Origin of the sequence: Actinomyces sp. (assembly GCF_030524025.1) — a bacterium.
Classification (GTDB): domain Bacteria; phylum Actinomycetota; class Actinomycetes; order Actinomycetales; family Actinomycetaceae; genus Actinomyces.
This window is the reverse complement of sequence record NZ_JAUNHI010000001.1, coordinates 189,373-203,242: the sequence shown is the minus strand read 5'-3', so window position 1 is coordinate 203,242 and position 13,870 is coordinate 189,373. Positions and strand designations below refer to the sequence as shown.

Sequence of the window (13,870 nt, the reverse complement as noted above, 5' to 3'; positions counted from 1 at the left end):
CCCGGGGCGCCGGGCCACACAGGACCTGATCTCAAGCAGGCCGACACGACGTCGCGGCGGCCGCCCACAAGGGGCCGCCGCCGCGACATGCGTGACAGGACGGCCGGAAAGACCCGGCCGACTCAGTGATCCTGCTCAGGCGTTGGGTCGCTTGCCGTGGTTGGCCTTGCTCCCCGCCCGTGCACGACGCTTACGTCCGCGCTTGCTCATAGTCGCCTCCTGACGTGAGAAACTGCCCCCACCAGGGGCATGGAACACGGGACATCCTCGCACACCGCCGTGATGCGCAGCCAGCGGCGGCCCAGTTGCACCGCTCACGCCGCCGGCTGACGACCATCAGTGCGGGGCCGCAGCGGAGCCTCAGGCCCGGTGGTCAGTTACAGCCCTCAGCCGCGGTTGTACCGGAAGGTCTCCGTGACTGTCTCAGAGACCGTCTCAGTGACCGTCTCGCCGACCACCTCGGTGATCGTCTCGGAAGTCACGGTCACCGAACCGGCCGAGGTCCGCACGCTCGACACCGAACGCAGCACCGACAGGCGTCCGAGCACCCGGGCGCGCAGCTCGGGGGGCGCCTGCTCGGCGCAGCGCGATCGCAGGATGTCCCGCAGGTGGGTCTCGGCGTCGGCCACGCGGGAGCAGTGCTTGCAGGAGGCCACGTGGGCCTCGAGGCGGGCGGTCATGTCGACGTCGCACTCGTGGTCCAAGAAGCGCTCCAGGTGCGCGCGCGCCTCGGAGCACGAGCAGGACTGGTCCTGCCGCGAGTCACTCATCGTCAGCCCACCTCCTCGTCGCTGCCGTAGCCGAGCTGACGGGCGTGGTCCGCCAGGAGCTCGCGCAGCTGCCTGCGCCCCCGGTGGAGACGGGACATGACGGTTCCGATCGGGGTGTCCATGATCTCGGCGATCTCCTTGTAGGAGAAGCCCTCGACGTCAGCCAGGTAGACGGCGAGGCGACGATCCTCACTCAGCTCCCCGAGCGCCGCCTTGATCTCCGCGTCGGGCAGCAGCTCGAGGGCGAGGTTCTCAGCGCTGGGCAGTCCCACCGAGTCGTGGGAGGCGGCGCGGTGGAGCTGCCAGTCCTCAACCATGTCCGCGTCGGACTGGAGCGGCTCGCGCTGCTTCTTGCGGTAGGAGTTGATGAAGGTGTTGGTCAGGATCCGGTAGAGCCAGGCCTTGAGGTTGGTCCCCGGCCGGTACTGGTGGAAGGAGGCGAAGGCCTTGGCGTAGGCGTCCTGGACCAGGTCCTCGGCGTCGGCCGCGTTGCGGGTCATCCGCAGCGCGGCGCCGTAGAGCTGGTCGAGGTAGGGCAGGGCGTCGGCCTCGAAGCGGGCCGCCCGGGCCTCGTCGGACTCCCCGGCCGGGGCACGGTCGAGAGACTCGCCCGGGTCGTCGAGGTCGACGGCGGGCGGCTCCTGGCCGCTGTCGCCGTCCGGGGGGCTGAAGTCGTCGGTGTCCGTCATCGGCCACGAGCCTAGCCCCCGGGCGGCGCGCCGCGGCGAGCCGGCCCACCCCAGACGGCGGGACCCTCCCGCCGGACCGCGGGAGGTGTAGGGCGGCGCCGTCCTGGGGCGCGCGGGCGCAGTGGTGGTGCACGGTGTCATCACCTGACCAACGATGCCGCCGCGCCGTGCATTCCCGGCCCTCCTGTGCGCTCCCGGGCGCTCCCTGGCCATCCCAGGCACCCGCCATCCCGCCCACCGCGCCCAAGCACTGGCCGCGGCGCGCGTCGTGGGCGAGGATGGGGCCATGGATCTTCTTCGCGCCGTCGCCCGCCCACTGCTCGCCGCCCCCTTCATCGTCGACGGCATCGACGCCCTCGCACGCCCGGGACGCCACGTCGAGAAGTTCGAGAAGGTCCAGCCCGCCCTGGGGCGGGCGGGGCTGCCGCCGGTGCTGACCTCCGACGCCCGGATGCTCACCCGTGCCACCGGGGCCGTCACCGTCGCCGCCGGGCTGGGGCTGGCCACGGGCGCCTCTCCGCGCACGAGCGCCTGCCTCCTCGCGGCGATCAACGTGCCGCTGACCCTCATCAACAACCCGGTGTGGGCGGTCAACCGGGAGGACAGGCGCGCCGCCCTGTCCGGTCTCGTGCGGGGCGCGGCCCTGGGCGCCGGACTGGCGCTGGCCGCCGTCGACCGGCAGGGCCGCCCGTCCCTGGCCTGGGAGGTGCGCAACCGGCGCCAGCAGCGCGAGGCCATCGAGGCCGCACAGGCCGCCGTCGCCAGGCGATACGGGGCCGGACGCCCCTGACCACCTGGCCGCAGGACCCGCCTGACCCCACCTGAGCACAGGACCACCGCCCTGCGCGGCCGAGTCCGGTCGCGTCACCTGAGTGACACACCCCCGCGGTACCCTGCTGTACCGCAAGCGCATGCCCCAGCCATGCCGGGGACCGCGCGCCCCTCAGCCAGCACGTCGACCACGGAGACCTCAGTGACCCCAGCGAACCAGCAGGATGACCAGCGCACGCCCGCCGTCGAGATCGAGGACGCCGACCTCGTCTACACCTTGACCGATGAGGCACCCATGCTCGCGACCCACTCCCTGCTGCCCATCATCGAGGGCTTCGCCCGCGCGGCCGACGTCAGCGTGGCCCGGGCGGACATCTCCTTGGCCGGCCGCATCATGGCCGCCTTCGGCCACGCCAGCGATGACCTGGCCAGGCTGGGCGCACTCACCCAGTCGGAGTCGGCCACGATCATCAAGCTGCCCAACATCTCTGCCTCGGTGCCCCAGCTCAAGAAGGCGATCGCCGAGCTGCAGGCCCTGGGCGTCGATGTGCCGGACTACCCCGAGTCACCGTCCACCGAGGCCGAGCGCGAGGTTCGCGCCGCCTACGACGCGGTCAAGGGCAGCGCCGTCAACCCGGTTCTGCGCGAAGGCAACTCCGACCGCCGGGCGTCCAGCGCCGTCAAGGCCTATGCCCGTAGCCACCCGCACTCAATGGGCGAGTGGAGCCCGCAGTCGCGCACCCGCGTGGCCACCATGGACTCGGGCGACTTCCGGCACAACGAGATCTCGACGATCATCCCCCAGGACGGCAACCTTCGGATCAGGCTGCGTCCGGCGGACGGCTCGGAGACGATCGTCCTGCGCGACACCCTGCCGGTGACCGCCGGCGAGGTCATCGACGCGACCTTCATGTCGGCGTGCGCGCTGGACGCGTTCCTCGTCGAGCAGGTGGCCCAGGCGACCGCAGAGGAGCTCCTCCTGTCGGTCCACCTCAAGGCCACGATGATGAAGGTCTCCGACCCGCTCATCTTCGGCCACGCCGTGCGCGCGGTGCTGCCGCAGACCTTCACCTCCTTCGGCAAGGCGCTCGAGGAGGCCGGGCTGCGCCCCGAGGACGGGCTCGGCTCGATCCTCGCCGGGCTGGACGCCCTGCCCGACGGCCAGGAGATCCGCTCCTCCATCGCCGCCGAGCTGGCCCAGGGGCCCGGCATCGCGATGGTCGACTCCGACAACGGCATCACCAACCTGCACGTTCCCAGTGACGTCATCATCGACGCCTCGATGCCTGCGATGATCCGCTCGGGCGGCAAGATGTGGGACCCCCAGGGACAGATGGCCGACACTCTGGCGGTCATCCCCGACTCGTCCTACGCGGGGGTCTACGCGGCCGTGGTCGAGGACTGCAAGACCAACGGCGCCCTGGACCCGGCCACCATGGGCTCGGTGCCCAATGTCGGCCTCATGGCCCGCAAGGCCGAGGAGTACGGCAGCCACGACAAGACCTTCCTCGTGCCCACCGACGGCATCATCGAGGTCGTCGTCGTCGACGGCACGGGCCTGCCCACCGACTCCGTCCTGCTCTCCCACGAGGTCGAGTCCGGGGACATCTGGCGGGCCTGCCAGACCCAGGACGCCCCGGTGCGCGACTGGGTCCGGCTGGCGGTCACGCGCGCCCGCGTCTCGGGGGCGCCCGCCGTCTTCTGGCTCGACCCCACCCGCGGCCACGACCGGGTCCTGGCCTCCCTCGTCGGCACCTACCTCGCCCAGGAGGACACCGAGGGCCTCGACATCCGGGTCCTCGACCCGGTGGAGGCGACCCGGCTCTCCCTAGAGCGGGCGCGGCAGGGACAGGACACGATCTCGGTGACCGGGAACGTCCTGCGCGACTACAACACTGACCTATTCCCGATCCTGGAGCTGGGGACGAGCGCGAAGATGCTCTCGGTCGTGCCGCTGATGAACGGCGGCGGCCTCTACGAGACCGGGGCGGGCGGCTCGGCGCCCAAGCACGTGCGCCAGCTCCTCCACGACAACTACCTGCGCTGGGACTCCCTGGGAGAGTTCCTCGCCCTGGCCGAGGCGCTGCGGCACGTCGCGCGGGTCTCGGGCAAGGCGCGTGCCGCCGTCCTGGCCGACGCACTCGACGCCGCCACGACCACCCTGCTCGCGGAGAACCGCTCCCCGGGCCGCCGCCTGGGAACCATCGACAACCGCGGCTCTCATGCCTGGCTCGCCCGCTACTGGGCCGCCGAGCTGGCGTCACAGGAGGTCGACGCCGACCTGGCCGCCAGGTTCAGCTCCGTGGCCACCCTCTTCCAGACCGTGGGCGACACGATCCAGGCCGAGCTCGCGGCGGTCCAGGGCCAGACGGTGGAGATCGGCGGCTACTACTGCCCCAACGAGGAGCTGACCAACGCCATCATGCGCCCCTCGGCCACCCTCAACGCCATCGTCGACATGCTCTGAGGAGTAGGCAGACCGGCACCTGCGACAATGCGCCCATGACGCATCGCCCCGTGACGCCCCGGGTCGGAGCGGAGCCCGATCCCTGGCCCGCTCCGACCCCGGCGGGGCCCCTCGACGCAACTGTGGACCTCCCGGGGTCGAAGTCGCTGACCGCCCGCGCCCTCCTGCTGGCGGCGCTCGCCGAGGCGCCCACCCGTCTGAGCGGGGTGCTGCGCTCCCGCGACACCGACCTCATGATCCGGGCGCTGACCACGCTCGGCGCGCGTGTCACCCGCCGCGATGGGGCCGGCACGAGCCTCGAGGTCACCCCCGCCCCACTGCCCCTGCCGGTCGACACCGGCCCCGATGGACTGGGCCATGTCGACTGCGGCCTGGCCGGCACGGTCATGCGCTTCGTGCCGCCCCTGGCCTTCCTGGCCGACGCCCCCGTCGTTGTCGACGGCGACGAGGCGGCGCGGCGCCGCCCGCTGCGCCCGGTGCTCGAGGCCGTGGAGACCCTGGGTGCCGAGGTCATCTGGCTCGGTGAGCCCGGTCACCTGCCGGTGCAGGTCGGACCGGGTCTCGCCGCGGCGCTCCCGTCGCCGACCGACCCACCTGCCGGGTCAACCGGCCCGGGCGGACCCGCCCACCGGGACGCGGTGCCGCGACGCGTCGAGGTCGACTCCTCGAGCTCCTCCCAGATCCTCTCGGCGCTCCTTCTGCTCGGACCTCTGGTCCCCGGCGGGCTGGCCGTCACGACCACCGGCCCGGTCCCCTCGCTGCCGCATGTGGCGATGACCGTGGCGTGCCTGCGCGAGCGGGGCGTCGTGGTCGAGGAGCCCTCGACCAGGGCCCCGGGCACGGGCCGGCCCCACGCCCCCACACCGCGCACCTGGACCGTCCACCCCGGCCGCCCGGCCGGCGGCCAGGTGGCCATCGAGCCCGACCTGTCCAACGCGGGCCCCTTCCTCGCCGCCGCACTCGTGGCCGGCGGCGAGGTGCGCGTCCCGCACTGGCCCGCCGCCACGACGCAGGCGGGCGACGCCTGGCGCGGCCTCCTGCCGCGCCTGGGCGGAGCCGTCACGGGGCGCACCGAGGCCGACGGCACCCTGACGCTGCTCGCCCGGGGCGAGGGCACCCTGCGCGGCCTCGACGCCGACCTGTCCGAGGTCGGTGAACTCGTCCCCACCGTGGCCGCGGTGGCGGTCCTGGCCTCTGCCCAGGGGCACGCGAGCCGCCTGCGTGGGGTGGCGCATCTGCGCGGGCACGAGACCGACCGGCTCGCCGCCCTCGTCACCGAGATCAACCGGGTCGGAGGCCGGGCCCGCCAGACCGAGGACGGCCTGGTCATCGAGGCCCTGACTGGCGGTGCGGCGCTGCACCCGGCGCGGATGCGCACCTACGCCGACCACCGCATGGCGACCTTCGCGGCGGTGCTCGGACTGGCGCTGCCTGGCACGAGCATCGAGGATGTGGCCACCACCTCCAAGACCCTGCCCGACTTCCCCGCCATGTGGACAGCGCTCGTCTCGGGGGCCGGCCGGCATGCGTGACCGGGACCGGGTGACGGAGGCGCGTCGAGCCGGGCGGTTGGCGACCGTGGGCGCAGGCGGGGCGCCCGGGCGCAGCGGGGTCACCGCGGCCCCCGGCCCGGCGGCCCCGGGCCGCCCCGCAGCTCCAGCACGTGGGCACAGCGCCGTGGAGGTCCGCTGATGGCGCGCCGCGACACCGGCACCGACGACCCCCGCGTGCGGGTGCGCCCCGGCCGCGGCTCGCGCCCGCGCACCAAGCTCCGCCCGGCCCACGAGGACGCCGTGACCGGGGCTGTCACCCGCATCGACCGCGGCCACTACCGCATCCGGCTCGACGACCTCGGCCTGACCGAGGACGGCAGCGGCGACATCACCGCGATGAAGGCGCGCGAGCTGGGACGGGGCAAGGTGGTCGTCGGCGACCGGGTGGCCGTCGTCGGGGACACCTCGGGGCGCACCGGCACCCTGGCGCGCCTCGTGCGCATCGAGGAGCGCGCCACCCTGCTGCGCCGCTCGGCGGAGGACGGCGACGCAGCCGGCACCGAGAGGCCCGTCGTTGCCAACGCCGACCTGCTCGTCATCGTGACGGCGGTGGCCGACCCCGAGCCCCGCCCCCGGATGATCGACCGCTACCTCGTGGCCGCCTACGACGCCGGGATGGAGCCCCTGCTCGTCCTGACCAAGTCCGACCTGGCCGACGCAGGCCCACTGCTCAGCCTCTACGCCCCCCTCGGGGTGCGCTCGGTCACCACCCGGCTGGATCCCGCCAGCAGTGCGGCGGCCTCCCGCGCCGCGGGCTCGGGGCTCGAGGAGGTCCGGGCCGCCCTGACCGGGAACACCAGTGTCGTCGTCGGCCACTCCGGGGTGGGCAAGTCCACCCTCATCAATGCCCTCGTCCCGGGCGCCGACCGCGTGACCGGCCATGTCAACGAGGTGACCGGCCGGGGCCGGCACACCTCGACCAGCCTTCAGGCCCTCGAGCTCCCGGGAGGCGGCTGGGTCATTGACACCCCCGGGGTGCGCTCCTTCGGCGTCTCCCACGTCTCAAGCGCCGACGTGCTGCGGGGCTTTTCCGACCTGGCCGAGGTGGCCGAGGCCTGCCCCCGGGGGTGCACACACGCCGTAGCAGTCATCGACTGCGCCCTGGACGAGTGGGCGGACGAGGGGGCGGAGGCGATGGCCGAGAAGCCCCAGGGCGGCGAGCCAGGACAGACGCAGGCGGGCGCCGGGCAAGGTGGAGTGCCCGACGCCACCGAGCGCAACCGGCGCCGGGCGCGGGTGGAGTCCTTCCGGCGGCTGCTCGCCCCCGCCCTGGAGGCCGAGGACCCGACCAGGCCCGCCGGGCGCTGACGCACCCGGCGGAGGCACGACGCGCCGGTCAGCCGCGGCGACCGCCGACCTGCTCGTGCCGGGTGGCGGCGTCGCGGCTCACCGTCTGGATGACGTCGTCGAGGAGCACACGAGCCATGCCGTGACCATATCGTGGCCCCAGCCCACCGCGCATGGGCACATCTGCCCGGACCCCCGCTCCCAGTCCCGCTCCGCCCTCCCCTCCCCCGAGATCGGGACTTATGACACCTCGAGATCGCCGCATCTGGCACAAGCAGCCGGCTGCTCGGCCAGCCGTCCCGCCCCGACCGAACCAGCTGCGGCATCGTCCAGTCACCTCCGCATCCGATACCCTCGTGTCATGACTCCCACGGCACTGGAGGCACCCGCCGTCCACGTGCACGGGGGTGCGGCCTCGCATCAGCCCGCACACGGCACAACGACCGGGCTCGTGGACCGTTTCGGCAGGACGGTGCGGGACCTGCGCCTCGCAGTGACGGACAGGTGCAACCTTCGCTGCACCTACTGCATGCCTGCTCACGGCATGCAGTGGCTCCCGAGCTCGCAGTTGCTGACCGGACAGGAGATCGCCAGGCTGGCCAGAATCGGGGTGGAGCGCCTGGGGATCGAGCGGATCCGCCTGACGGGCGGCGAACCACTCCTCCGCCGCGATCTGGAGGAGGTCATCGCACTGCTCGCCGTTCTGCGTGTCCGGCGTACCGGCGCCAAGCCGGATATCGGCCTGACGACCAACGGGCTGGGGCTGGCAGTTCGCGCGCCCGCCCTGCGCGCCGCCGGCCTCGACCGCGTCAATATCTCCATCGACGCGCTGGACGCCTCGGCCTACGCGTCGGTCACCCGGCGCGACAGGCTCGATGCGGCGGTCGCCGGCGCGAGCGCGGCACGGGCAGCGGGTCTGTCACCGGTCAAGATCAACGCCGTCGCCCTTCCCGACACCGTGCAGCGGGCGGCCCCCCACCTCCTGGCCGAGTGCCTCAGACGCGGCTGGCACCTGCGCTTCATCGAGCACATGCCGCTGGGTCCGCCGGACTCCTGGTCCATCGACGAGGTCGTCAGCGGCCCGCAGATCATCGACGTCCTCACCCGTGCCGGATTCGAACTGACCGACTCGGGCAGGAAGGACCGCAGACCCGCACGCCACTGGCAGGTGGCCGCGGGCACCGATTCTCAGGGTCGGCACTACCCGGCCGGTGATGTCGGCATCATCGCCTCAGTGACGGCGCCGTTCTGCCACGACTGCGACCGCACCCGGGTCACGGCGGACGGGCGTCTCATGACCTGCCTGTTCTCCCCCGCCCATACCGACCTGCGCACAGCGCTCCGTACAGGCGCCGACGACGAGGAGGTGGCTCGCCTGTGGGCCGGAGCGACCTGGGACAAACCCCTCGGACACGGCGCGGACGATCCCGCGCCGGCCGCGGACAGATTCGCCCGGCCTGGCAGGACAATGTCCGCTATCGGCGGTTAGAAGCCACCACCGGCTCGTCGCTCAACCACCGGCGAATGGCGGGAGCACGTCGACGCGGTCGCCCTCCCCCAGCACCACCGAGTCGTCCGATGCAACGACGGCGTTGACCAGGAAGCTCGAGACCCGCACGACTCGCTCCATCTCCGCCCCGCGGCTGTGCAGCCGGGTACGCAAGTCGGCCAGGGTCGTGCCGACGGGAAGCTCGAGGCTTTCGGAGGACTGTCCCGCCGCATCAGCCGCGGCGGCGAAGTAGCGCAGATCGACAGCGATGGACGTGGTGACCGGCTCACGCACTGACGGCTCCTGACGGCGGGGAACAGGTTGATGACGACGGTAGGGTACCTCGCGCTGTTGCGCAACAATGGGCCCAACCTCATGCCCACCTCCCGCCTCAGCCGAGGTTGGCCCACTCCCGGGAACCGTCCACCAGATGCTGACACTTCCACATCGGCAGACGGCGCTTGACCTCCTCGACAATCTCAGCCAGCGCGGCGAAGGCGTCCTGGCGGTGGTCGGCACTGACCGCAACAGCCAGGGCGGTCTCTCCCACCTCCAGGTCGCCCACCCGGTGCGCCACGCCAAGCGCGCGGATCCCGGGCCGCTCGGCCACCTCCTGCGCGATCTCCACCAGCACCCCGGTGGCGCTCGGGTGGGCGGTGTACGTGATCGCGGTGACCTGCCGTCCACCGTCGTGGTCGCGCACGCGTCCGTCGAAGGTGACCAAGGCGCCTGCAGCAGGGTCTGCCACCCCACTGGCGAGGCTGTCCGTGCTCAGTGGGGCTGCGGTGACCTCAGCACGTGCCACCCGCGCCCCTACCCCGTTATCCATCCTGCGCCTCCTGCCGCGGGCCACCATCTCGGTCCGCCTCACCGTACCCATCGGTGCGCCCCCGGGCAATGCGCTGACCTCGACGCCGCCGGGTCGCGCCATGGACCAGGGCACCGGGCGGCGATGCCTGTACGGATCGGCGCCTGCACCTGTCCTGGACCACCTCGGACCGGGCATGATGGCTCCTGACCAGCGCGCCGCCCCGTGTTGCCGCCGAGGGAAGGACCTGCCATGACGACCACGTTGACTCCCGAGGAGTACCTGGCGGAGGTTCTGTCCGCGCTTCATCCGCTGCCCGCGGTCGAGGTGCCACTGTCCGAGGCGCACGGGCTGGTGCTCGCCGAGGACGTCGGGGCTGCGCTGCCGGTGCCCCCGTGGACCAACTCGGCCATGGACGGCTACGCGGTCCGTGCGGTCGACGTCGCAGCGGCACGCCCCCAGACCCCGGTGCGACTACCTGTGGCCGGCGACGTCCCGGCGGGGACGGTCCCCGTGCCACTGGCTCCCGGCACCGCTGCGCGTGTCATGACCGGTGCGATGGTCCCCCGAGGCGCGGACTGCGTGGTCAAGGTCGAGGACACCGACCAGGAGCCGGGCGACCACCCGCTGCCCGGACACGTTCAGGTCCGCGCTCACGCCCGCGCCGGCCAGAACATCCGTCACGCGGGCGAGGATGTGCGCCCGGGAGATCCCCTCCTGCAGGCGGGGACCGTCATCTCGGCCATGGCTCAGGCCTCGCTGGCCTCGGTCGGTGTCGCGCGGGTGCGCGCCGTGCCACGGGCGAGGGTCGCCGTGGTCTCGACCGGTGCCGAGCTGGTCGACCCGGGACCCGAACTGCCCACCGGGTCGATCCCCGACTCCAACTCCCTGCTGCTGTCCGGCCTGGTGGCTGAGCACGGGGCGGCACTGGCCTCGGTGAGCCGCGGCCCCGACCTCGCCGGTCCCCTGACCGAGATCCTCACCCGCGCCGCCGACGGCGCCGATCTCATTGTCACCTCCGGGGGCGTGTCCGCCGGCGCCTTCGACCCCCTGACCCAGCTTGCGGGCGGTGCGACAACCGGCGCCGTCCGCCTCGATCTCGCCCACGTCGGCATGCAGCCCGGCCGGCCGCAGGGGCATGGCGCCGTGCGGTCCACCGACGGACGCGACGTGCCACTCATTGCGCTGCCCGGCAACCCGGTGAGCGTGTTGGTCTCTTTCACCACCTTCGTCGTCCCGGCGCTTGCCCGCCTGTCCGGTCACGACGGCGCGGCCACCGGTTCTCCGAGAACCCCGACGACGCCCGGGGCCCTCGCACCGGGCCGCGCCCGCGCAGCCATGGGCTGGCCAGCGAGGCAGGGGCGACGCCAACACATCCCTGTGCGCTTCGTCGAGGCGCCGCCCGCGGCGGGCCAGGCGACCGCCCGTGAGACGTCCGGCGCGGCGCCCGCATCCTGTGCCTCTGACTGGGTCGAGCCGACCCATCACCTGGGTTCGGGCTCCCACCTCGTGGCCTCGCTGGCGGCCGCCCAGGCGCTGGCCGTCGTCGATCCCAGTGTGGCCGAGGTGGAGGTCGGTGACGAGGTCGCCATGATCCCGCTGTCCGCTCCGGCCATGCCGGTCCTCACTGCGCCCGTATGGCACGCACCGGGACGGGGCTCACCACCACCGCGTCTGACCCACCTCGACGACGCCGGCTCCGCCCACATGGTCGACGTCACCGACAAGCCCGTCTCGGTCCGCCGCGCCGCCGCGTCGGCCGAGGTCTCCTGCTCGCCGCACGCGGTGGCCGCGCTGCGCGACGGCGCCGTGCCCAAGGGCGACGTGCTCGCGGTGGCGCGCGTCGCGGGGATCGCCGCCGCCAAGAAGGTGCCCGAGCTCCTTCCTCTGGCCCATGTCATCGGTGTGCACGGCTGCCGAGTCGAGCTGTCCGTGGAGGACTGGGGTGTGCGGATCACCGGTGAGGTGAGCACCGCGGACCGCACCGGCGTCGAGATGGAGGCCCTCATGGCCGTGACGATGGCAGGTCTGGCGGTCGTTGACATGCTCAAGGGGATCGACCGGTCCGTCGCGCTGCGCGCGGCGAGGGTGACCTTCAAGTCCGGAGGCCGCTCGGGCACCTGGTCCCGCCCCGAGGCCTGATCCCACCCCATTCCTCCCGAGATCGGGACATATGACACCTCGAGATCGGGATATATGACACCTCGAGGTCGCCGCATCTGACACAGTCAGCCGGCAGCACGGCCAGCCGGCAGGCCCGGGAGGGACTAACCTCGGCTCAGAACAGCCGTACCAGAGCGGACCACCGCGAGAGGAACGATGATGATCACGGTACGCAGGATCATGGGTGTGGAGACCGAGTACGCGCTCGTGGACAGGGATGACCCCGCCGCCGATCCCGACGAGCTGGCTCGCGACCTGCTGTTCGAGTACGCCCGCGACGCGGCGGGCCGCGGCGAGCCCGCATCCGCCCACGTGCCCTCCACCGAGGGCCGGGTCATGGAACCGGGGGCCGGCACCCGTTTCGACTACTCCGGTGAGTTGCCCGCCCGGGACGCGCGCGACGGCGCCGACCACGCCCTGCCCCCCGAGGCGCGCACCGACCAGGAGGCCGGAGCGGTGCTGACCGGCGCACCCACCCGGTGGGTCAAGCGCGTCAACGCCTTCGAGTCCCACTACTACCGGGGCTCGGCGAGCCACGCGGTCAACGGCGCCCGCCTCTACGTCGACCACACCCACCCCGAGTACGCCTCCCCCGAGGCACTCGGTCCACGCGAAGCGGTTCTGTACGACCGGGCCGGGGACCTGCTCATGCACCGGGCCGAGACCGCCTTGAGCCGGGCGCGCGGCACCCGGGTCCAGGTCCTCAAGAACAACACCGACGGCAAGGGAGCCGCCTGGGGGGCGCACGAGAACTACGCGGTGCGCCGCGACGTCGACTGGGACCTGCTCACCGCGGTGCTGCTGCCCTTCCTCGTCACCCGACAGGTGATCGGCGGCTCGGGACGCGTGGGCATCGGGCAGACCAGCCAGGAGCCGGGCTTCCAGATCTTCCAGCGCGCCGACTACGTCGAGCAGGAGGTCTCGCTGTACACCACCCGCGAGCGCCCCATCGTCAACACCCGCGACGAGGCCCACGCCGACCCGGCGCGGTGGCGGCGCCTGCACGTCATCACCGCCGACTCCTCGGTCATGGCGGTCACCGCCCTGCTGCGGATGGGCTCGACGGCGGCGCTGCTGTCCCTGGTCGAGGCCGACCCCGGGCGGGCACGTGCCCTGGCCGAGCGCCTGTCCTTCGCCGACCCGGTGGCCGCCCTGCGCGCCTTCTCCCGCGACCCCGCGCTGGAGGTGCGCTGCGAGCTGGCGGCCGGGGGCAGCGCCGGCGCCCTGGAGGTCCAGCGGGCCTTCCTCGAGGGGATCCGCGACGCCGCCGGCGAGGACGCCGACTCCGAGACCGCCGAGGTCCTCGACCTGTGGGGGCAGGCCCTCGACGCCCTGGAGGCCGGCCCGCTCCAGGCCGCGCACCTCGTCGAGTGGTGCGCCAAGCTCATGGTCCTGGAGCACCTGCGCACCCGCTACGGGTGCGCCTGGGACGACCCGCGCATCCTGGCCGCCGACCTGCGCTTCTCCGCCGTCGCCCCCGGGACCGGGCTGGCGGCCGCGCTGGAGCGCAACGGGACCGTGCGCCGGATCCTCGACGACGACGAGGTGGCGGCAGCCGTCGGCCTCGCCCCGGCCGACACGCGCGCCGGCGGCCGGGCCGCTTTCTTCCGGGCCTTCCCCGACCGGGTGTGGGCGGCGGGATGGACCTCGCTGCTCGTCGACACCGGCTCCAAGCACCTGCTGCGGGTCACTCTTCCCGACCCGGCGCGTCCCACCGCCGCCGAGGTCGAGAGGGCGCGAGCCGGGGGTGACGACGTCGTCTCCACGCTCGAGGCGCTGGGGATCGAGATCCCCGCCGTCCCCGAGATCTTCGCCTGGGACGAGGGCTACTACGCCACCTCATCCGCCGACGGACGCAACGCCGGCGCCTAGG

Annotated in this window: 11 protein-coding genes and 1 pseudogene; 8 read left to right on the top strand and 4 right to left on the bottom strand. The window is 73.0% G+C overall.

The genetic code is table 11. The features are described 5' to 3' along the window. Positions 1-386: 386 nt before the first annotated feature. Positions 387-770 carry a mycothiol system anti-sigma-R factor gene (rsrA, locus tag Q4C85_RS00850; protein WP_303138625.1) on the bottom strand — a complete coding sequence of 128 codons (384 nt, stop codon included), beginning with the start codon at positions 768-770 and terminating at the stop codon, positions 387-389. A 2-nt stretch (positions 771-772) separates the two neighbouring features. Further along, positions 773-1,459 carry a sigma-70 family RNA polymerase sigma factor gene (locus Q4C85_RS00845; RefSeq protein ID WP_303138623.1) on the bottom strand — a complete coding sequence of 229 codons (687 nt, stop codon included), beginning with the start codon at positions 1,457-1,459 and terminating at the stop codon, positions 773-775. Between the two features lie 286 nt (positions 1,460-1,745). On the opposite strand from Q4C85_RS00845, the gene Q4C85_RS00840 reads away from it, so the two are divergent. The 5 genes from Q4C85_RS00840 (at position 1,746) to moaA (ending at position 9,026) form a co-directional block, all read left to right on the top strand. Then, positions 1,746-2,249 carry a DoxX family protein gene (locus Q4C85_RS00840; RefSeq protein WP_303138740.1) on the top strand — a complete coding sequence of 168 codons (504 nt, stop codon included), beginning with the start codon at positions 1,746-1,748 and terminating at the stop codon, positions 2,247-2,249. 183 nt (positions 2,250-2,432) lie between these two features. After that, on the top strand, positions 2,433-4,697 hold the full coding sequence (locus Q4C85_RS00835; protein ID WP_303138621.1) for an NADP-dependent isocitrate dehydrogenase: 2,265 nt from the start codon (positions 2,433-2,435) through the stop codon (positions 4,695-4,697). Positions 4,698-4,732: 35 nt separating this feature from the next. After that, positions 4,733-6,229, top strand: coding sequence for a 3-phosphoshikimate 1-carboxyvinyltransferase (locus Q4C85_RS00830; RefSeq protein ID WP_303138618.1), 1,497 nt, complete (start codon positions 4,733-4,735; stop codon positions 6,227-6,229). Positions 6,230-6,388: 159 nt separating this feature from the next. Next, positions 6,389-7,558, top strand: coding sequence for a ribosome small subunit-dependent GTPase A (rsgA, locus tag Q4C85_RS00825; protein ID WP_303138616.1), 1,170 nt, complete (start codon positions 6,389-6,391; stop codon positions 7,556-7,558). Positions 7,559-7,898: 340 nt separating this feature from the next. Continuing rightward, positions 7,899-9,026, top strand: a complete 1,128-nt coding sequence (gene moaA / locus Q4C85_RS00820) for a GTP 3',8-cyclase MoaA (RefSeq protein ID WP_303138614.1) — start codon at positions 7,899-7,901, stop codon at positions 9,024-9,026. A 21-nt stretch (positions 9,027-9,047) separates the two neighbouring features. Here moaA and Q4C85_RS00815 read toward each other — a convergent pair whose 3' ends face one another. After that, positions 9,048-9,320, bottom strand: coding sequence for a MoaD/ThiS family protein (locus tag Q4C85_RS00815; protein WP_303138611.1), 273 nt, complete (start codon positions 9,318-9,320; stop codon positions 9,048-9,050). Between the two features lie 97 nt (positions 9,321-9,417). Continuing rightward, positions 9,418-9,855, bottom strand: a complete 438-nt coding sequence (locus Q4C85_RS00810; protein ID WP_303138608.1) for a molybdenum cofactor biosynthesis protein MoaE — start codon at positions 9,853-9,855, stop codon at positions 9,418-9,420. Between the two features lie 231 nt (positions 9,856-10,086). Between Q4C85_RS00810 and glp the strand changes: the two are divergent. The 3 genes and pseudogenes from glp to Q4C85_RS00795 form a co-directional block, all read left to right on the top strand. Beyond that, positions 10,087-11,424 (top strand): annotated as a pseudogene (gene glp / locus Q4C85_RS00805) (gephyrin-like molybdotransferase Glp); the annotation flags it as partial. A 24-nt stretch (positions 11,425-11,448) separates the two neighbouring features. Beyond that, positions 11,449-11,976, top strand: a complete 528-nt coding sequence (moaC, locus tag Q4C85_RS00800; RefSeq protein ID WP_303138739.1) for a cyclic pyranopterin monophosphate synthase MoaC — start codon at positions 11,449-11,451, stop codon at positions 11,974-11,976. 177 nt (positions 11,977-12,153) lie between these two features. Then, positions 12,154-13,869: a proteasome accessory factor PafA2 family protein gene (locus Q4C85_RS00795; RefSeq protein ID WP_303138605.1), complete on the top strand. Its 1,716-nt coding sequence runs from the start codon at positions 12,154-12,156 to the stop codon at positions 13,867-13,869. Position 13,870 lies beyond the last annotated feature (1 nt).

What these genes read in the sequence shown, in the direction of transcription:
- rsrA (WP_303138625.1), bottom strand. Translation starts at nt 770, where the DNA reads ATGAGTGACTCGCGGCAGGACCAGTCCTGCTCGTGCTCCGAGGCGCGC.
- Q4C85_RS00845 (WP_303138623.1), bottom strand. Translation starts at nt 1,459, where the DNA reads ATGACGGACACCGACGACTTCAGCCCCCCGGACGGCGACAGCGGCCAG.
- Q4C85_RS00840 (WP_303138740.1), top strand. Translation starts at nt 1,746, where the DNA reads ATGGATCTTCTTCGCGCCGTCGCCCGCCCACTGCTCGCCGCCCCCTTC.
- Q4C85_RS00830 (WP_303138618.1), top strand. Translation starts at nt 4,733, where the DNA reads ATGACGCATCGCCCCGTGACGCCCCGGGTCGGAGCGGAGCCCGATCCC.
- rsgA (WP_303138616.1), top strand. Translation starts at nt 6,389, where the DNA reads ATGGCGCGCCGCGACACCGGCACCGACGACCCCCGCGTGCGGGTGCGC.
- moaA (WP_303138614.1), top strand. Translation starts at nt 7,899, where the DNA reads ATGACTCCCACGGCACTGGAGGCACCCGCCGTCCACGTGCACGGGGGT.
- Q4C85_RS00810 (WP_303138608.1), bottom strand. Translation starts at nt 9,855, where the DNA reads ATGGATAACGGGGTAGGGGCGCGGGTGGCACGTGCTGAGGTCACCGCA.
- moaC (WP_303138739.1), top strand. Translation starts at nt 11,449, where the DNA reads ATGCCGGTCCTCACTGCGCCCGTATGGCACGCACCGGGACGGGGCTCA.
- Q4C85_RS00795 (WP_303138605.1), top strand. Translation starts at nt 12,154, where the DNA reads ATGATGATCACGGTACGCAGGATCATGGGTGTGGAGACCGAGTACGCG.